Source organism: Desulfobotulus alkaliphilus, from assembly GCF_007830435.1.
GTDB lineage: Bacteria > Desulfobacterota > Desulfobacteria > Desulfobacterales > ASO4-4 > Desulfobotulus > Desulfobotulus alkaliphilus.
The window spans coordinates 139,562-156,512 of the sequence record NZ_VLLC01000002.1; the positions used below are offsets into that span (position 1 = coordinate 139,562).

The window sequence follows — 16,951 nt, forward strand, 5'->3', positions numbered from 1 at the left end:
AAGGGACATTGCAATCGTTTCGGATCAGAGCTTTGCAGACCTGTGCGAAAGAAGCGGCAAACTGTCTGAGTCGCCACAAAGGCAGCGTGCCAAGGCCTACCATGGTAATCAAAAAGCTTATCCTGCCTGTGGCGGCGAGTTTTTGCCGCTTCCGCACAGGGCAAGAAGCTCCCGAATAAGATTGCGTCACGGGCAAATAGCCAGGGGCCTGTGCATCTGTCTTGCAGGTATGGTACTTGGAAAACTGTGCTGAATAATTACCTCTGATGGAAGAATCTCCATAATTCCTGAAGGGAAATTTTCATGTTTGTTGCGTTTTTTTATCTCTTGAAAAATATCGGAATCCCCGTGAGTCCCACGGCTTTTCTGACCCTTCACAGGGCCATGACCATGGGGCTGATCCGTTCTCTGGATGATTTTTACATGGCTTCCCGGAGTATCCTCATAAAAAGTGAACGCCACTTTGATCTTTTTGATCAGGCCTTTGCCCATCACTTTGAAGGTGTGGAGCTTTCCGTGGAAGAGGGCTTTGAGATGGATGAAATCGCCAGAGCCCTGCTGGACGAGTGGCTAAAGAATCCCAAAGAGATTGCCAAAGCCCTTGGAGTGGATGAAAAAAAGCTGGCAAATCTTTCGCCGGATGAACTCATCGAATATTTCAAGGAAAGGCTGAAGGATCAGACGGAACGCCATGACGGGGGCAACCGCTGGATTGGTACAGGGGGCACATCGCCGGTGGGACATTCGGGGTATCATCCCGAAGGTATGCGTGTGGGCGGGGTTTCCCGGAACAAGTCTGCGGTGAAGGTGGCGGGTGAGCGCCGTTATAAGGATTATTCCGCCAGCGGTCCCCTGACCCAGTCCCAAGTGGGGGAAGCTTTGAAGCGGCTTCGGAACATGGTGCCCGAAGGGCCGAGGGATCAGGTGAATATCGATGCCACCCTGCGCCAGACCCTGAAGAATGGCGGGGAGATAGAGATTCAGTTTGACCGAAGCCTCAGGGACCGGCTCAAGATCATGCTCTTTATCGATAATGGCGGCTGGTCCATGGACCCTTACGTGGATGTGGTGCAGACCCTCTTTGATTATGCCAGATCCCAGTTCAAGGAGGTCCGCACCTTTTTTTTCCACAATACCATTTATGATACGGTCTGGGAGGATCCTTCCCGGTATAAAAAACCCGTCAACCTTATGGATTTTGCCAGAAAAGATCCGGAAACAAGGCTCATTTTTGTGGGCGATGCCAGCATGGCTCCCTATGAGCTGATGGCCAGAAACGGGGCCATCCACATGCAGTACCGCAGCGGCAGACCCAGCGTGGAAAATCTGCAGTTTCTTGCGGAAACCTTCTCCCGCAGTGTCTGGCTCAATCCTGTGAATCCACGCATGTGGGGGTATACGGCGACCATCAATCTTATCAGTCAGGTCTTTCCCATGTTTCCCCTTTCTCTGGATGGCCTTGAAGAGGCTGTAACGGTGCTGATGCGGAAAAACTAAGGAGACTGTCCGGTAACGGCCTTGCTCTGGCGCTTTTCTCCCCTTGGACAAGAATTGCTTTATGGAACCCTCACCCCAGGGCAGGCACAGGGGCCTGCCCCTACAAAGCAGGGGCTGCACTATCCATTCGCAGGTGCAGATCCTGTGTCTGCCCTACCTGCTCCTTTATGGCGTTGAGGCTGGTCGTGGGTATTGTCGTTAAGGACTTTAAGGTCGTTAAGATCATTAAGGAAGGTGAGGGAAAAAGAGCCTTGGGGGAACCCCCAAAACTGTTTTTTTATAACCCAACGGGCCTGATAAAAACTATGAGTAAGGCCAATCCTTTCGGGAGAGAAGACCCGGCACGCAGACTATCAACCGGATTTGATTCAGGCAGAGGGGCACTCTGCCTGTTTCCCACTTCCCACTCCCCATTTCTCACTCTTTAGAATCAGGGATTTCATCGGGCTTTACACGGAAAAGCTCGCAGGTATTCTGAAAAACCGTTTCTGCCAGCTCTTCTTCGGGGGTTTTTCGTATGGCGGCAAGGGTTTTCAGAACCGAGGGCACAAAGGCAGGCTCGTTGCGTTTGTGGCGGTTGCGTTCCGGAGACGGGGTCAGGTAGGGGGCATCGGTCTCAATGAGGATGCCGTCATCGGGAAGCATGCGTACCATGCGCCTCAGCTCTTCTCCCCGCTGTTTATGGGTAAGAATACCCGTAATGCCGATGTGAAGCCCCAGATCCAGATAGCCTTTCATTTCTTCCAGATTGCCAGAAAAACAGTGAACCACTCCGGAGAGACCGGAGGGTGCCATGTGTCTGAGCATGGAAAGGAGTTTGCCCCCTGAATCCCTTTCGTGGAAAATAATGGGCAGCTTCAGGGCCATGGCGGCATCAATCTGGGCTTCCAGCCACCTTTCCTGCACATCCATGGGCGCATGCATGCGGTTAAAGTCCAGGCCGCATTCCCCCCAGGCCCGTACCCTGGGATTGCGGGCCAGAGAGGCCAGTATACTGATAATGCTGCCGTTGCAGCTTTCGCTGTCGTGGGGGTGGATGCCCACGCTGGCAAAAAGTCCGGGGTTCTCTTCGCTCAGGGCCACGGCCCGTCTGGATCTTTCAAGGCTGATGCCTGCAATCATCATGCACAGCACCCCGGCTTCTCTGGCTCTCCGGAGCATGGCATCCCTGTCCTTTCCAAAGGCCCTTTCATCTTCTATATGGCAATGGCTGTCAAAAAAACGCATCATATTCCTCACTCTGTTCATGGGGTGGCACGGATCAGCCCTGTGCCGACTGGTCCATGGTTTTGTATCACTGCTTTGAAAGGAGATCAAATCTCTGGTCCTGGATTATTTGAAAGGCATTTTTTAGGGCGGGCCTGTGTAAGGGATGTCTGATTCTTCTTTCCCGCGCTTGCTTTCCATGGATTCTACGTTTATGTAGTAACCGGTCAAAAAAATACATAAGGAGGAAGCATGTTCAAGATAGTCAAACGGGAAGCGCTTGTGGCATCTTCTGTCATTCTCCATGAGATCCATGCGCCAAGGGTTGCCCGCAAAGCAAAGCCCGGTCAGTTTCTTATTTTAAAAGCCACGGAAACCGGTGAACGCATCCCTCTGACCATGGCGGATACGGATGCCGAAGCCGGTACGGTGACGGTTATTTTCATGGTGGTGGGGAAATCCACAGCCCTTTTTGCCTCCCTGAAGGAAGGGGATGCATACGCAGATCTCATCGGTCCTCTGGGGCGCGCCACGGATATTGAAAAAGCAGGCCATGTGGTCTGCATTGGCGGCGGAACAGGCATTGCCGTTCTGCACCCCATTGCCAGAGCCATGAAGCAGGCAGGTAACCGCCTCACCACCATCCTTGGTGCCAGAAGTGCGGATTTTATGATCCTTAAAGAGCGGATGGCCGACCTTGCGGATACCTTCCTTCCCATGAGTGATGACGGTTCTGTGGGAAAAAAAGGCTTTGTCACCGACGCACTGAAGGAAGTGCTGGAGCAGGATAAGCCGGATATGGTTGTGGCCATCGGTCCTGTGCCCATGATGAAGGCGGTAAGTGAAATGACCCGCCCCTATGGAATTCATACACTGGTCAGTCTCAATCCCATCATGATAGATGGGACGGGCATGTGCGGCGGATGCCGGGTGAGTGTGGGAGACAAGGTGAAGTTTGCCTGCGTGGATGGCCCTGAGTTTGACGGTCATGCCGTAGATTTTGATGGCCTTTCCCAGCGTCTCAATGCCTACAGGGAAGAGGAGCGGACAGCCATGGAGGATCATAAGTGCCGCATGGAGATGGCTCCATAGCTGAAATATTAACTTGATATTGTTGTTTTTTCGTGCCGTTTTTGTCTGCTAGGTCTTCTGGTTGTCGGGCAGGTGTGCAGGCACCCAGGCTATTTGCCTGTGACGCAATCTTATTCGGGAGCTTTTTGTCCTGTGCGGAAGCGGCAAAAACTCGCCGCCACAGGCAGGTTTAACTTTTGTATTGCCATAGCAGGCTTAGGCACGCTGCCTTTGTGGCGGCTCAGACAATTTGCCGCTTCTTTCGCACAGGCCTTCAAAGCTCTGATCCGAAACGATTGCAACGTCACCTGCAAATAGCCACGGTTCCTTGCTTTATGGGCAAATTTTTGAAATCAATCTATTTTGTCTTGCAGTCGATGGTCAGACAGCTACCTTCAGTGGAAGAATTTACTTTACGTCATCATACCGCAAGGCGGTTCACAGGCTTTTGGCATCTGTTATGATGATGCAAAAAAAGGCCGGAGGAGAATCATGCAGGAAAAGGATAAGAAAAAAAAGGACAGACTTCCCATGCCTGAGCAGGCAGCGGATGTCCGCCGTCATAATTTTCTTGAAGTACCTTTGGGATACACGGAAGAGATGGCCAGAGAAGAAGCCTCCCGCTGTATTCAGTGTAAAAATCCCCAGTGCGTTCAGGGGTGCCCCGTGGCCGTACCCATTCCTGAATTCATCAAAGCCATAGCAGAAGACCGTTTTGCCGAAGGTATCCGTATCATCTGGGAGAAAAATGCCCTTCCTGCGGTCTGCGGCAGGGTATGCCCCCAGGAAAGCCAGTGTGAGGGGCTGTGCATCCTTGCCAAAAAAGGCAGCCCTGTGGCCATAGGCAACCTTGAGAGGTTTCTGGCGGATTGGGAGCGGCACAACGGCGATGGTTCCCTTCCGGAAAAAGCCGCATCCACTGGTAAAAAGGTGGCCGTGGTGGGCAGTGGCCCTGCGGGCCTTACCGTGGCAGGCGATCTGGTCCTTAAGGGCCATGATGTTACCCTGTTTGAAGCCTTCCATAAGCCGGGCGGTGTTCTGATTTACGGTATTCCTGAGTTCCGTCTGCCCAAGGCCATTGTGGAGTCTGAGGTGCAGACCCTGGAAAAACTTGGCGTCAATCTGGTCTGCAATACTGTGGTGGGCCGGGCTGTGGATGTGAAAGAGCTTTTTGAAGAGGGTTTTGATGCGGTCTTTGTGGGTGTGGGTGCAGGTCTGCCCAGTTTCATGAACATACCCGGAGAAAACCTCATCGGAGTGTATTCCGCCAATGAATATCTCACCCGGGCCAATCTCATGAAAGCCTATGATCCTGCCTATGATACGCCCATGGTCGTGGGCCGTAATGTGGTGGTGGTGGGTGGCGGCAATGTGGCCATGGATGCGGCCCGCACGGCCCTGCGCATGGGGGCTGAGTCCGTGAAAATCGTTTATCGCAGATCCAGAGAGGAAATGCCCGCCCGCCTTGAGGAATCCCACCATGCCGAGGAAGAGGGGGTGGAATTCATGCTTCTCACCAATCCCCTTCGCTTTGAGGGGGATGAGAAGGGCAAACTGAAAACCGTAACCTGTAAGCGCATGGAGCTGGGTGAACCCGATGCCTCGGGTCGCAGAAGGCCTGTTCCCGTTGCGGGTTCCGATTTTACCATGGACTGTGACCTTGCCATCATTGCCGTAGGCTCAGGGGCCAACCCTCTGCTCACCAGCTCGGAACCGGATATTCGCCTGAACCGCTGGGGCAACATTGATGCGGATGCTGAAAACGGCAAGACCACCATGCGGGGTGTCTGGGCTGGCGGAGATATTGTTACCGGCGCAGCCACGGTGATCCTTGCCATGGGTGCGGGCAGAAAAGCGGCAGACAGCATGCATGACTACCTGATGCGGGGCTGGTAAAGGTGATGGAACAGGCTTTCAGGGGGAGGGTTTTTGAAACGGTCCTGGGGCCTGTTGCTCTTTTTTGTGATTCAGGAGAAAAAGGGCTGAAAAAGCTTGTTTTTTTGGAAGAGGGTGGGGGCAGGGGAAACGCTTTTTCATCGGATGCCCCCCTGCTGAAGGAGGCAGAAAAACAGCTTCTGGAATACCTTGCAGGAAAACGCATTCGTTTTGATTTGCCACTTCTGCCGGAAGGAAGGCCTTTTCAGCAGCGGGTGTGGGAAGCCCTGCTTGGCATTCCCTTCGGAGAAACAAGGTCTTATAAAGATATTGCTCTGGCTCTGGGGCAGCCCGGAGCCTCTCGGGCAGTGGGCAATGCCAATGGCAGAAATCCCCTGCCCATTTTTATTCCCTGTCACAGGGTCATAGCAGCAGATGGCAGCCTCGGGGGCTATAGCGGCGGACTGCTTCGTAAAGTCTTTTTTCTCAGGCTTGAAAAAAGCAGAACTTGAGGGAAAGGCAGGTGACGGGTCAGAGGGTGGTCCGGCACTCAAGTCTTTTTTAATTCTGAAAGATTGAGTACCGGTTAATGTCATGTATTAACATAGCGTGCGGGGGCAGAATGTATTATTCTTCATTCAGATCTTCTATGTCCGGGTGCTCGCTGATGGATCTTACAAACTGCTGTGTGCGATGGCTCAGCCGATTTTGTATGATGCTTACCGTAGCTCTCATGATTTTGTACCCAATAGTATGATCTTTTTCAAAAAGATCAATAAGGCCTGAACCATTTATCATAATAAGTTCTGTTGTCCCTGCGCTTATGGCATTTAAGCTGTAGCCTGTATTGTCAAGGATGGAGGTGAGGCCGAAAGCAGCACCTGGCTTCAGTGTCCCGACGGTAACTGCCATGGTTGTGTGGAGGCGCTCCTCCAAAAGAACGAGGCCGGATTGAAGCAGGAAAAACGTTTCGGCTGTATCCCCTTCCTTGTAAATCACCTGACCTTCCTCAAAGTGGACCTCATGGCAGAGAGGTGTGATTTTTTCCAGCTCTTTCTGGGTGAGACTTTCCAGTATGGGATAGTTTTTCAATATTTCACTTGTAATCATTTCAAGCTTCCTTCCATGGAAGATACATTGTGTTATCAGATTGCTGCAGCCCCTCCTTCAGGCAAAAGGCAGGCTGCAGCACTGGTGGGATCATCCTGAAAAAAAGAAAAGGATAATCAGCAAGAAGACCACGGCAGCAGCGCCCAGGCCAAGGGGTGTTGTGCCGGTACTGTAGCTTGATTTGACCTCTTCTTCCGTTGTTTTGTCCGTAAATGGCCGCAACAGTGCCAGGGTCAGTTTAAGGGGAATGTCGCTGGCAAGAGCCGCCAGTTTAGGAGTCAGTTTACCGGCAACCAGCTTCTCAGTACTTTCATTGAGCCTGTTCAGGCTCCGGTCCATCATTGAGTAAAATACATTGCTGCCAGCAATAAAGGCGATATCCGTATCCGATGGCTTGATTGCTGGTTTTGCTTTGTCTTTGTTTTTCTTTGCCGCCTTAACCATGAGAACAAAAAGCCATGCCCCCACAGCCATTACGAGAAGCTGTTTGCCAAGATGCTTGAGAGTATAGGGGTTGTAGTCCATTGCATGGGGGAGGATACGGTAAAGGGCATCGGGGAAAAAACCCAGATAAAAGGACATGAGAGCTGTAAGCCCCATGGCAATGAGCATACAGGCAGGAGCTTCTTTTGTAGATGGTACGCTGGGTGTGTCTTTGCCTCCAAACCAGATGTAGTATGGAAGTTTGAGACCTACTGAAATCCAGGTTCCCAGACTGGACAGAAGAAGCATGATCCAGAGAATGTTTCTTCCTGAATAGTCCGCTGCTGAAAGGATGATATCCTTGGAGATGAATCCTGAGGTCAGGGGCGCTGCGGATATGGAAATACCTCCCACAATTGTGAATGCAAGGGTCAGCGGCATGAGTTTGCTTAGGCCCCCCAGCTCCTTGATTCTTACACTGCCTGCCATCTGGAGTACAGCTCCTGCCCCCATAAACAGAAGGGTTTTGTATATGACATTGGTATAGGCGTGGGCTACGGCACCGTTGATGGCAAGGGTGGTGCCAATGCCTATGGCACACACCATATACCCTATCTGGCAGACAATGTGATAGGCCAGAATCCGTCTTGCATCGGTGGTGATGAGGGCGTATGTGACACCATAGACGGCCATAAAGGCACCGATGATGGCAAGGATGTCAAAACCGGGGAAGGCGCGGCAGAGAACATATACGGCGGTTTTTGTTGTAAAGGCACTTAAGAATACTGCCCCTGTGACCGTTGCTTCAGGGTATGCATCCGGAAGCCAGGCATGGAGGGGGGGGGCAGCAGCATTGACGAGGAATCCTGCCATAATGAGATATTCGGCAAGTCCTGCCTGATCCGGATGGAAGCGGGTAAAGGAAAGGTCGCCACCTGTGGCCTGATAGTGGATAATAATACCAGCCAGAAGGATCAGTCCACCTGCCATGTGCATGAGTATGTAGTGAAAAGCGGCGTCATAGGCGGCTTTATTTTTTCTGGCAAGGATGAGAAAGGTTGAAGCTACGGCCATGATTTCCCAGAAGATATAGAGGGAAAGCAGATCGCCTGCAAAGGTAACACCCAGAGCGCCGCCCGCGTAAAAAAGGGCGCACATATGCTGCACATTATCCTGCAGTTTAAGTGCATACATCACACTTAAAAAACAGATAATAGCAAAGATGATTCCAAAGGGTTTTGCAAGGCTGTCCATGCGGCCGAAAACAAGGTCAAAATCCATGAATTTTACTGCCCAGTGTATACCCTCTGGTGTATTAAGAATAACGGTAAGGGCAAGCAGGGGCAGAAGCAGCATCCAGACAGCCCTGACTCCCTTCGACATGAGAGGGATGAACAGGGCACCGCCGATGAGGATAAGGGCAGGGGGAATACCGCTGCCGAATAGGGTCTGGTACATGGGAAAACTCCTGTACTTTATGTCATTGACATGGGGTCATGATAGAACAGCTTTCATCCACTTTCAGCCGCCCATGATCTGTGAGACGGCAAGCTGGGCCAGCCTGAAAAAGGGCTGGGGATAAAAGAACAGGACAAGGCAGCCTATGGCTGTGATGCTCAGTGGATACAGACACCATGGTGGCGACTCTTTGATACTTTCATTTTTATATAAATCCTCTTCCGGTGGGCAGAAAAAGGCCCTGTAAACAATGGGCAGAAAATACGCCGCATTGAGTATGGAGCTTACCAGCAGCACCACAAGAAATGCGATCTGTCCGGATTCCAGGGTGCCGATGACCAGATACCACTTGGAAAGAAAGCCTCCTGCGGGGGGAAGGCCTATAACAGACAGTGCACCTATGAAAAAGGCTGTCATGGTAATGGGCATGCGCCTGCCGATGCCCTTCATCTGGCTGATATATTTTTTTCCTGAGGCCACAAAGATGGCACCTGCACAGAAAAAGAGGGTGATTTTTCCGAAGGCGTGCATGGTGATGTGCATCATGGCTCCCTGGAGGGCTGCTGGCGTCAGGAGCGCAACTCCCAGCACAATGTAGGAAAGCTGCCCCACCGTTGAAAAGGCCAGTCGTCTTTTAAGTTCATCCTGACTTAAGGCCATCAGCGATGAAACAAGTATTGTGATGCTTGCAAATATGGCAATGATGGTGCCGATACCCGCATCGGAGAGGGGGCCGGTGCCAAGGGTGCCAGTGAGGGCACGGAATACGCAGAAAACACCTACCTTTACTACGGCAACGGCATGGAGCAGGGCACTGACCGGGGTGGGCGCCACCATGGCTACGGGAAGCCAGGAATGAAGGGGCATTATACCTGCCTTGGCAAAGCCGAAGGTAAGCATAAGGGCCAGTACAAGCAGGGTACCGGAGTTAACATTACCTGCAACTACACCGCCTGCGGTGAAGTCGAGGGTTCCTGCCTGAACATAGACATAAAGCATGGCCGGAAATGCCAGAAGCACTGATGCGCCAAGGAGATAGGCTATATACTTTCTGCCGGACACTCTGCCTTCATGGTCCTGATTGTGGGCAACCAGGGGATAGGTGGCAAAGCTCAGCATCTCATAGAAAAGATACATGGTTAAGAGGTTGGCCGAGAAGGCAACCCCTATGGTTGCAGAAAGGGAGATGGCGAAAAAGCTAAAATATCGGGTCTGGCTATGCTCGTCAAGACCCCTCATGTAACCAATGGAGTAAGCGGAAGTGACAATCCAGAGGGAAGAGGAAACTAAAGCAAAAAGTAATCCGAAAGCATCTACCTTGAGGGCAATGGGGACGCCGGGAATGACTTCGGCAATGGTGAAATGTATGGTTCCGCCCTGAAGGACGAAGGGGGCCATGGAAAGGACCAGGCCGAATTTGATAAAAGCGGCTGCAAATGTCCAGGCCTCTCTGGCATTCATGTTTCTGCTGGAAACAATGGCCGGAACAGCTGCCAGCGATACCAGAAGGGCAAGGAGGGGTGTTATGCTGTATAAGGTTTCCATATTCAGAGTACCTGTCCGGGAATCGCCGGGTCAATGAAAAGGTTTACAATGCCTCCTGTCATAAAGCCCAGTGCAAGGAGGGTCAGTGCCATAATGATAAGGGGAATGAGCATGGATATGCGGGCTTCTGCCATGGCCAGAGAAGGCAGGCCGTGATGGGTATGGTGGTCACTCTCATGCTCTCTGGAGTTTTGGCCGAAGGTTTCGGCTGGTACTTCAAAGAAAGCGATTTCAAATACTTTGAAAAAGAGAATGGCATTGATGATGCTGGCAGAAAGCAGGGCAATAACAAAGCCCCAGTGCCCGGCTTCAATGCCGCCGGAAATAAGATACCATTTGCTGAAAAAACCGCAGGTGGGAGGAATCCCGATGATCGCAAGGCCGGAAATAACAAGAGCACCCATGGAAAAGGGCATGGTTTGGAAAAGACCTTTAAGGTCTGAGAAGGCATCGGCACCTCTTCTGGCCCGGATGTTGGCGACAGCCATGAATACACAGAGAGTCATGGCTGCGTCATTGAGAATGTGCAGCATGGCACCGGTCATGCCCGCCCGGTTGCCCAGCCAGAAGCCGCCTACCATGTAAGCCACTTCCACCACAACGATGTAGGTGAGCATTCTTTTGAAACTTTTTTGGGCAAGGGCCATGAAGGCACCCGCAAAAATACCTATGGTGGCCAGCCAGACCATGGCATCGGCAATGATTCCCGTATCAAAGGCAAGGGAGAGCGGGAACAGGGAAAGAACAAGCCGGATCATAATGTAAATACTGACTTTGGTGGTCAGGGCTGCCATGACATTGGTGGTGGCATCCGGGGCAAAGGTATAGGCATTGGGCAGCCAGCCGTGAACCGGGAAGGCGGCCATTTTTGCAAGAAGACCTGTCATGCAGAGGGCAAAGGCCATGGTGATGGTGGGGTTGGGCCCCATTTCCTGAAGGATGACAGCGATATCCGTCATATTCAGGGAGCCTGTGGCGATGTAGATGTAAGCAACGCCCATGAGATAGAAGCTTGCTCCAATGGTGCCCATGAGCAGGTAGTTCAGGGCTGCAAAGGGTGCCCGGTTGTGGCCCATGCCAATCAGTGCGTAGGCGGACAAAGAGGCAATTTCCAGAAGAACATAGAGGTTGAATATATCTTCTGTTGCCACCATTCCTGCAAGGCCTGATACAAAAAATACGTAAAGAGCATACCAGGCAGGGGCTTTTTCGGTAAAATCCTTTTCAGCACTTGCTCTGGATGCCACAAGATTGATTAGGGCCACGGCCATGATGGCAGTAAGTATGAGGGCGCTGAAGGTGTCGATGCGATAGGCTATGCCAAAGGGAGGCAGCCATCCGGCCATATGATAAACAAGGATTTCGCCCTTTGCCGTTTTTATGAGCATGTGTATGGCCGCAATGAGGCCGGACAGCAGACCAAGAAAGGCCATTGGGAAGGCCCACTTCCTGTTGGCCCATCCGGCAGCTGCTGCCGCCATACCCAACAGGAATGGGGCCATGACAATAAGGACGGGAGAGTGTTGGCTGAATTCCATCATAATCGGATCCATATGCGCCCCTGAGGCGCTTCATAAGATGCCGTTTCAGTGGGACTGAATGGCGTGGTTGATTTCATCTTCCTCAAGGGTACCGTATATACGATAAACCTTGAGAGCCAGAGTCAGGGCTACTCCCAGGGTGGCCACGGCAACGACAATGGCCGTGAGCATGAGAACATGGGGCAGCGGGTTCAGATACATGACAGGGTCAATGGCTCCCTTGTGTTCTTCCATAAGTATGGGAAGGGTTGCATCATGTTTGAAAGATGCGGATATGAAAAAAAGAATGATGGAGGTCTGAAAAATATTCAGCCCGATAATTTTTTTAATGAGGTTGGTTTTTGAAATCATGGCGTACATTCCAAGGAAGAAAAGGAAGATACAGCCCCAATAGTTGTATTTGCCGATAAAATAAGGGATCGCATCCATAGTCAGAGTCCTTCGTCCTGCTGTCCTGCGGAAGACAGGTTGTAGTAAATCCATACCATGACAGCCATTACAGCCATGGTGACACCGACCTCCACGATGAGAATGCTGTGGGATCTGGCCATGGCCTCATCGCTTAAAAGAAGAGGGGCCAGAACTTCATAGTTGAGATAGTCCATACCAAGAAGCAGGCAGAGAAGACCAGTACCAGCAAAAATAAACACGCCGATAATGGACCAGAGGGCTGCGGTGCGTTCACTCATACGCTTCAGGGATGTTTTGAGGTTATGGCTGATGGCAAGCAGAATGATGGTGGCGCCAAGAACCACCCCTGCCTGAAACCCGCCTCCCGGGCTGTAGTGGCCGTGGGCCAGTACATAAAGGGAGTAAATCTGTAGAAAAGGTATGAGGCAGCGGCATGTGGTCTGGATGATGGGATCGTAGGGGGTCCATAGTGCATCTATGGATCTGAATACCTTTGAGTTTTCAGCAGGAAGCTTTCCCCCTTCTTCAATTTTTATGGTTACGCCCGTCGGAATATGCCTGTAGTAGTGGTGTCCGCCCTTTTTACCCCTGGCCCTTGAGCGCAGAAGGAAAAAACAGGCAAAGCCAGCAGCGAGGACCACTGCTGCCTCGAACATGGTGTCGTAGGATCGGTAGTCCGCCAGAACCACGGCCACCATATTGGGTGTTTTGGTGTGCTCATAGGCATTTTCAATAAAATAGGGGGATACATGTGTGCTGGCGGGTGAAGCAGGATCCCCCCACATGGGCAGGTAGTGGGCGTTCATTAAAAGAAGTCCGCCTGCAAAAAGGCAGAGTATAAGGGCGAGTTTTTTCAATCTTTGGTCCTCCTTGTGGTCTGGAAAACCGTTGCAACAAAAAAGACCGTGCTGACGCCAGCACCTACGGTGGCTTCGGTGAAGGCAACGTCCACGGCCCCCATGACAGCCAGCAGCAGACAGATGAGAAAACTGTATGCGCCAATGACAATGGCGGCAACCATGAGATCCTTTGCCGCAAGGGCGCCTAAGGCGCATATGATAATCAGGGTTAAAACAATAATATCAACAGGAATCATGGGCTTTCCTCTTCGTTTTGCCGGGTCCATGGTTTCAGCCCGGCCCGTCTGCCTGCATCGGCAATGGCGTGGGTGGCCGTGGGGCTGGTAATGAAGACAAAAACGGCAATGAGAATGATTTTAAGGCTCGTGATGAGGCCATTTACATCCGGATGCCTTGTCAGTACATAAAGGATTGAAGCGCTCAGGAGGCAGACAAGGGCGATGGTATCAAGGAGGCTTGCCCCATGGAGCCTTGTATAGAAGTCCGGCATACGAAGAATGCCCAGAGCACCTCCCAGAAGAAAGACACAGCCTGCTGCAAGGAGCAGGGCAATGAAAATGTCAAAAATAATCATGGTCCATATCCTTTATCCGGGGTCTGTGAAGGTGTGGAGTCTTCGTGTAGGCCCCGCCTTTTCTGGAAATAGCGGGAGGCAGCCAGTACGGCAATGAAGTTGAGCATGGCGTAGGCCAGGGCAATATCCACCAGCATGTCCACCCGTTGATACATGACACCGATGATGACCAGAAGGGGGGTGGTTTTTGATCCGATGGCATTGACACCAAGGATGTGATCCAGGCTGGAGGGTCCTCGGACGGCGCGGTAAAGGCCCGCAGCCATGGCCATGGCAATGCAGATAGCCGCAGCATTGAAAAGGGTTTCTGTGAACATGATTATTCTCCAAAGGTCCGGGCGATGCGCTGCTCCATTTCACCGGGCAGGGACTCACTTGATTGTTTGTCCAGGGCGTGGACGGTAAACCTGCCTGGAGATGATATGGAAAGGGTGATGGTTCCCGGCGTCAGGGTGATGGAGTTGCCGAAGGTGACCCTTCCTGTTTCGTTCTGTATCCGGGTATGGAACTGAATGATATGGGGGTCTATCTTTTTTTTGAGGCCTGGATGATATACCAGCTTTAAGACGTGTATGCCTGACAGAAGAATTTGCCAGAGAAGCCAGCATACATAGATAAAGAAGCGGTACCAGAGGGCCGGGCTGTGTCCTTTGATTCCGTTAGGAAAAAGAAGATCATGGGAAAACCAGGCCACAATGGCTGCGGAAATGGCTCCCAGTCCCAGATGGAAAAGGTCAAACATTCCGGAAAGCAGGATCCATGTGAGCATCAGCACACACCATGTGAGTAGCAGGGTGGGGCCTTTGCCGGTTTTGGGGGGGCTGTCTGTGGGTATCACCTTGTCCCTCCTTGAAACGAAGATTGATATTGAATTTTAAATGAAACATTTTAAAACGTTTTTTTTCTTGTCCAATTTGTCTGTCGGGTAAAATTATCTCAAAAAATTTATCCTAAGGTTTTTTTAAATTCAACTTTTTTTTGGATTTGCTTGGCAAAATATTCTGTTTCTCTGGTGTCTGGTACAGGTATCGTTAAAAAAAATAGGGTTTTATATCTTTTGTTTTAAAATGTTTCATAATGTTTTTGCCGGGTTTTAGGATCAGCAGGCTTCTGCTATGTACCATGAAAATATATGGACTTGACCCCTTGGTTCCGAAAGGATATAGGCAAAAAATATAGGCAGATGAGAAGGCCCCACCCTTTGTTATCCCTAAAACTATGTATGGAGGTATGATGAAAAAGATTGGTTTAACCATTATATGTGCCCTGGCTCTGACCTGTTTTGGTGCGGGTTCTTTGTTTGCCAAGGAAATCAGGCTGGCCTTTGACTCGGACCCGGTGTCTCTGGATCCCCACATGCAGCTTTCCGGCGGTATGCTGATGTATTCCCATCAGGTCTTTGATCCTCTGGTACGCTGGACCCAGGAAATGGAGTTTGAGCCAAGACTTGCGGAAAAATGGGAACGTATAGATGATCTTACCATGCGTTTTCACCTCCGTAAGGGAGTAAAATTTCATTCAGGAAACCCCTTTACAGCCAAAGACGTAGCCTGGACCATGAACCGGCTCAAGGAAAGTCAGGATTTTCGGGGATTGTTTGAGGCCTTTGTCGAAGCCCGTCCCGTAGACGATCATACGGTGGATCTTATCACGGACAGGCCCTATGGCCTGGTTTTAAGCCTTGCCACCTATATTTTCCCCATGGACAGTGTTTTTTACACAGGCACCGATGCGCAGGGGCAGTCCAAGGGGCTTATCAACAAGACCGGTCCCAGCTTTGCCAATGCCAACGCCTCGGGAACAGGTCCCTTCAGGGTAACGGCCCGGCAGCACGGGGTCCGGACGGTTTTTGACCGCTTTGAAGGTTACTGGGATAAAAATTCCCCGGGCAATGTCTCCCGGATGATTCTGACGCCCATCCGCAATGACGCCACCCGTGTGGCTGCCCTGCTTTCCGGTGATGTGGACTTTATCGTTCCCGTGCCTCCCCAGGATCAGGACCGTATTGAACGCCACAACGATGTGAAGCTGGTTACCATGTCCGGTACCCGCATTATCATGCTGCAGATGAACCAGAAGCGCCGCCCTGAGTTTCAGGATGTAAGGGTCAGGCAGGCCATTGTCCATGCGGTGAATAACAAGGGCATTGTGGACCGTATCATGCGGGGCCGGGCCACGGTGGCGGGGCAGCAGAGTCCTAAGGGGTATTCCGGTTACAATGAAAATCTGGTTCCCCGTTATGACCTGGACAAGGCCCGCAGGCTGATGAAGGAAGCCGGTTATGAAAAGGGCTTTGAGGTGACCATGATCGCACCCAATGACCGCTACGTGAATGATGCCCGCATTGCGGAAGCCATTGTGCCCATGCTGGCCCGTATCAATATAAGGGTGAATCTCCAGACCATGCCCAAGGCCCAGTACTGGGATGAATTTGATGCTCAGGTGGCAGATATTCAGCTCATCGGATGGCATTCGGATACGGAGGATTCCGGCAACTTCACCGAGTACCTTGCCATGTGTCCCAATGTTGAAACCGGCTATGGTCAGTACAATTCCGGAAACTACTGCAATCCAAAGGTGGATGCACTGACCCTTGCCTGCCAGACGGAAACGGACATGGAAAAGCGCAATGCCATGCTTAGGGAAATTGAGCAGATCCTGTATGATGATGCGGCCTTTGTTCCTTTGCACTGGCAGGATCTTTCCTGGGCTGCAAGAAAGAATCTTGAAATTGAAAAGATTGTGAATGTTCAGGATTTCCCCTATTTCGGGGATCTTGTGGTTAAATAAAAAGTAACGGTTCAGCACAGTTTTCCAAGTACCATGCTTGCAAGACAGATGCACAGGCCCCCAGGCTATTTGTCCGTGACGCAATCCGGCACTCAAGCTGAAAAGCTCAAGCCCTTTACGGGATCAAAAGTGTTTAGGGATCTTGAGTGCCGGATTCGGGAGCTTCTTGACCTGTACGGAAGCGGCAAAAACTCCCCGCCACAGGCAGGATACGCTTTTTGATTACCATGGCAGGCTTCAGCACGCTGCCTTTGTGGCGGCTCAGACAGTTTGCCGTTTTTTATTAGCATTCCGGCACTCAAGCTTGCAAAAGCCCTTTGTTTTCATCGCAGGCTCTGGGTTGGTTTATGGCTTGAGTGCCGGAATCCGAAACGATGGCAATGTCACTTGCAAATAGCCACGGAGCCTTGCAACAGTACGAAGCTGCTGCAACTACAGCATTGGTATTTTGGAATAAACTGTTCTGAATAATCACAATAAAAAGGATTTCGGCAAGGCACAGGGAAGGGGGGGGTCTTTTTCCTGTGCCTTTTTTTAGCACTCAAACCGGATAAACGGATCTTTGTCAGGCGGTCTTATCCCTTTTGAGT

At 51.3% G+C, this 16,951-nt stretch carries 16 protein-coding genes; 5 read left to right on the forward strand and 11 right to left on the reverse strand.

All coding sequences use genetic code 11. The features are described 5' to 3' along the window. The first annotated feature begins 303 nt into the window (after nucleotides 1-303). Nucleotides 304-1,497 carry a vWA domain-containing protein gene (locus tag LZ24_RS02245; protein WP_144681899.1) on the forward strand — a complete coding sequence of 398 codons (1,194 nt, stop codon included), beginning with the start codon at nucleotides 304-306 and terminating at the stop codon, nucleotides 1,495-1,497. 417 nt (nucleotides 1,498-1,914) lie between these two features. Here the strand turns inward: LZ24_RS02245 and LZ24_RS02250 are convergent, their stop codons facing one another. Continuing rightward, nucleotides 1,915-2,727 carry a TatD family hydrolase gene (locus LZ24_RS02250; RefSeq protein WP_342779245.1) on the reverse strand — a complete coding sequence of 271 codons (813 nt, stop codon included), beginning with the start codon at nucleotides 2,725-2,727 and terminating at the stop codon, nucleotides 1,915-1,917. Between the two features lie 228 nt (nucleotides 2,728-2,955). Here LZ24_RS02250 and LZ24_RS02255 point away from each other — a divergent pair, with 228 nt between their 5' ends. From LZ24_RS02255 to LZ24_RS02265, 3 genes are all read left to right on the forward strand, one after another. Then, complete coding sequence (locus LZ24_RS02255; protein ID WP_144681903.1) at nucleotides 2,956-3,795, forward strand: sulfide/dihydroorotate dehydrogenase-like FAD/NAD-binding protein; 840 nt, start codon at nucleotides 2,956-2,958, stop codon at nucleotides 3,793-3,795. 471 nt (nucleotides 3,796-4,266) lie between these two features. Next, nucleotides 4,267-5,670 (forward strand): NADPH-dependent glutamate synthase, encoded by a 1,404-nt coding sequence (gene gltA / locus LZ24_RS02260; protein WP_144681905.1) that lies wholly within the window; start codon nucleotides 4,267-4,269, stop codon nucleotides 5,668-5,670. A 5-nt stretch (nucleotides 5,671-5,675) separates the two neighbouring features. Further along, nucleotides 5,676-6,161: a methylated-DNA--[protein]-cysteine S-methyltransferase gene (locus LZ24_RS02265; protein WP_144681907.1), complete on the forward strand. Its 486-nt coding sequence runs from the start codon at nucleotides 5,676-5,678 to the stop codon at nucleotides 6,159-6,161. Nucleotides 6,162-6,276: 115 nt separating this feature from the next. On the opposite strand, the gene LZ24_RS02270 is transcribed toward LZ24_RS02265, so the two are convergent. The 10 genes from LZ24_RS02270 to LZ24_RS02310 form a co-directional block, all read right to left on the reverse strand. Further along, entirely contained in the window at nucleotides 6,277-6,759 is a 483-nt protein-coding gene (locus LZ24_RS02270; protein ID WP_144681909.1) for a Crp/Fnr family transcriptional regulator, read from the reverse strand. 90 nt (nucleotides 6,760-6,849) lie between these two features. Next, complete coding sequence (locus tag LZ24_RS02275) at nucleotides 6,850-8,640, reverse strand: Na(+)/H(+) antiporter subunit D (protein ID WP_144681911.1); 1,791 nt, start codon at nucleotides 8,638-8,640, stop codon at nucleotides 6,850-6,852. 63 nt (nucleotides 8,641-8,703) lie between these two features. Then, nucleotides 8,704-10,185 (reverse strand): monovalent cation/H+ antiporter subunit D family protein, encoded by a 1,482-nt coding sequence (locus LZ24_RS02280; protein ID WP_144681912.1) that lies wholly within the window; start codon nucleotides 10,183-10,185, stop codon nucleotides 8,704-8,706. 2 nt (nucleotides 10,186-10,187) lie between these two features. Beyond that, nucleotides 10,188-11,738: a complex I subunit 5 family protein gene (locus tag LZ24_RS02285; protein WP_246118495.1), complete on the reverse strand. Its 1,551-nt coding sequence runs from the start codon at nucleotides 11,736-11,738 to the stop codon at nucleotides 10,188-10,190. A gap of 33 nt (nucleotides 11,739-11,771) precedes the next feature. Continuing rightward, nucleotides 11,772-12,155 carry a cation:proton antiporter subunit C gene (locus tag LZ24_RS02290; protein WP_144681914.1) on the reverse strand — a complete coding sequence of 128 codons (384 nt, stop codon included), beginning with the start codon at nucleotides 12,153-12,155 and terminating at the stop codon, nucleotides 11,772-11,774. A gap of 2 nt (nucleotides 12,156-12,157) precedes the next feature. Further along, entirely contained in the window at nucleotides 12,158-12,994 is an 837-nt protein-coding gene (locus tag LZ24_RS02295; RefSeq protein WP_246118496.1) for a Na(+)/H(+) antiporter subunit B, read from the reverse strand. Then, complete coding sequence (locus tag LZ24_RS17775; protein ID WP_246118497.1) at nucleotides 12,991-13,233, reverse strand: Na(+)/H(+) antiporter subunit B; 243 nt, start codon at nucleotides 13,231-13,233, stop codon at nucleotides 12,991-12,993. The genes LZ24_RS02295 and LZ24_RS17775 overlap by 4 nt, the downstream gene beginning before the upstream one ends. Next, nucleotides 13,230-13,571, reverse strand: coding sequence for a monovalent cation/H(+) antiporter subunit G (gene mnhG / locus LZ24_RS02300; protein WP_144681918.1), 342 nt, complete (start codon nucleotides 13,569-13,571; stop codon nucleotides 13,230-13,232). The genes LZ24_RS17775 and mnhG overlap by 4 nt, the downstream gene beginning before the upstream one ends. Further along, on the reverse strand, nucleotides 13,568-13,888 hold the full coding sequence (locus LZ24_RS02305) for a monovalent cation/H+ antiporter complex subunit F (protein ID WP_144681920.1): 321 nt from the start codon (nucleotides 13,886-13,888) through the stop codon (nucleotides 13,568-13,570). The genes mnhG and LZ24_RS02305 overlap by 4 nt, the downstream gene beginning before the upstream one ends. Nucleotides 13,889-13,890: 2 nt before the next feature. After that, nucleotides 13,891-14,409, reverse strand: a complete 519-nt coding sequence (locus LZ24_RS02310) for a Na+/H+ antiporter subunit E (protein WP_246118498.1) — start codon at nucleotides 14,407-14,409, stop codon at nucleotides 13,891-13,893. A gap of 395 nt (nucleotides 14,410-14,804) precedes the next feature. Between LZ24_RS02310 and LZ24_RS02315 the strand changes: the two genes are divergently transcribed. After that, entirely contained in the window at nucleotides 14,805-16,361 is a 1,557-nt protein-coding gene (locus LZ24_RS02315) for an ABC transporter substrate-binding protein (RefSeq protein ID WP_144681922.1), read from the forward strand. Nucleotides 16,362-16,951 lie beyond the last annotated feature (590 nt).

Excerpts from the sequence above, each read along its gene's own strand:
- LZ24_RS02280 (WP_144681912.1), bottom strand. The coding sequence starts at position 10,185 with ATGGAAACCTTATACAGCATAACACCCCTCCTTGCCCTTCTGGTATCG.
- LZ24_RS02285 (WP_246118495.1), bottom strand. The coding sequence starts at position 11,738 with ATGGATCCGATTATGATGGAATTCAGCCAACACTCTCCCGTCCTTATT.
- LZ24_RS17775 (WP_246118497.1), bottom strand. The coding sequence starts at position 13,233 with ATGATTCCTGTTGATATTATTGTTTTAACCCTGATTATCATATGCGCC.
- gltA (WP_144681905.1), top strand. The coding sequence starts at position 4,267 with ATGCAGGAAAAGGATAAGAAAAAAAAGGACAGACTTCCCATGCCTGAG.
- LZ24_RS02245 (WP_144681899.1), top strand. The coding sequence starts at position 304 with ATGTTTGTTGCGTTTTTTTATCTCTTGAAAAATATCGGAATCCCCGTG.
- LZ24_RS02250 (WP_342779245.1), bottom strand. The coding sequence starts at position 2,727 with ATGATGCGTTTTTTTGACAGCCATTGCCATATAGAAGATGAAAGGGCC.
- LZ24_RS02275 (WP_144681911.1), bottom strand. The coding sequence starts at position 8,640 with ATGTACCAGACCCTATTCGGCAGCGGTATTCCCCCTGCCCTTATCCTC.
- LZ24_RS02305 (WP_144681920.1), bottom strand. The coding sequence starts at position 13,888 with ATGTTCACAGAAACCCTTTTCAATGCTGCGGCTATCTGCATTGCCATG.
- mnhG (WP_144681918.1), bottom strand. The coding sequence starts at position 13,571 with ATGATTATTTTTGACATTTTCATTGCCCTGCTCCTTGCAGCAGGCTGT.
- LZ24_RS02290 (WP_144681914.1), bottom strand. The coding sequence starts at position 12,155 with ATGGATGCGATCCCTTATTTTATCGGCAAATACAACTATTGGGGCTGT.
- LZ24_RS02265 (WP_144681907.1), top strand. The coding sequence starts at position 5,676 with ATGGAACAGGCTTTCAGGGGGAGGGTTTTTGAAACGGTCCTGGGGCCT.
- LZ24_RS02255 (WP_144681903.1), top strand. The coding sequence starts at position 2,956 with ATGTTCAAGATAGTCAAACGGGAAGCGCTTGTGGCATCTTCTGTCATT.
- LZ24_RS02270 (WP_144681909.1), bottom strand. The coding sequence starts at position 6,759 with ATGATTACAAGTGAAATATTGAAAAACTATCCCATACTGGAAAGTCTC.
- LZ24_RS02315 (WP_144681922.1), top strand. The coding sequence starts at position 14,805 with ATGAAAAAGATTGGTTTAACCATTATATGTGCCCTGGCTCTGACCTGT.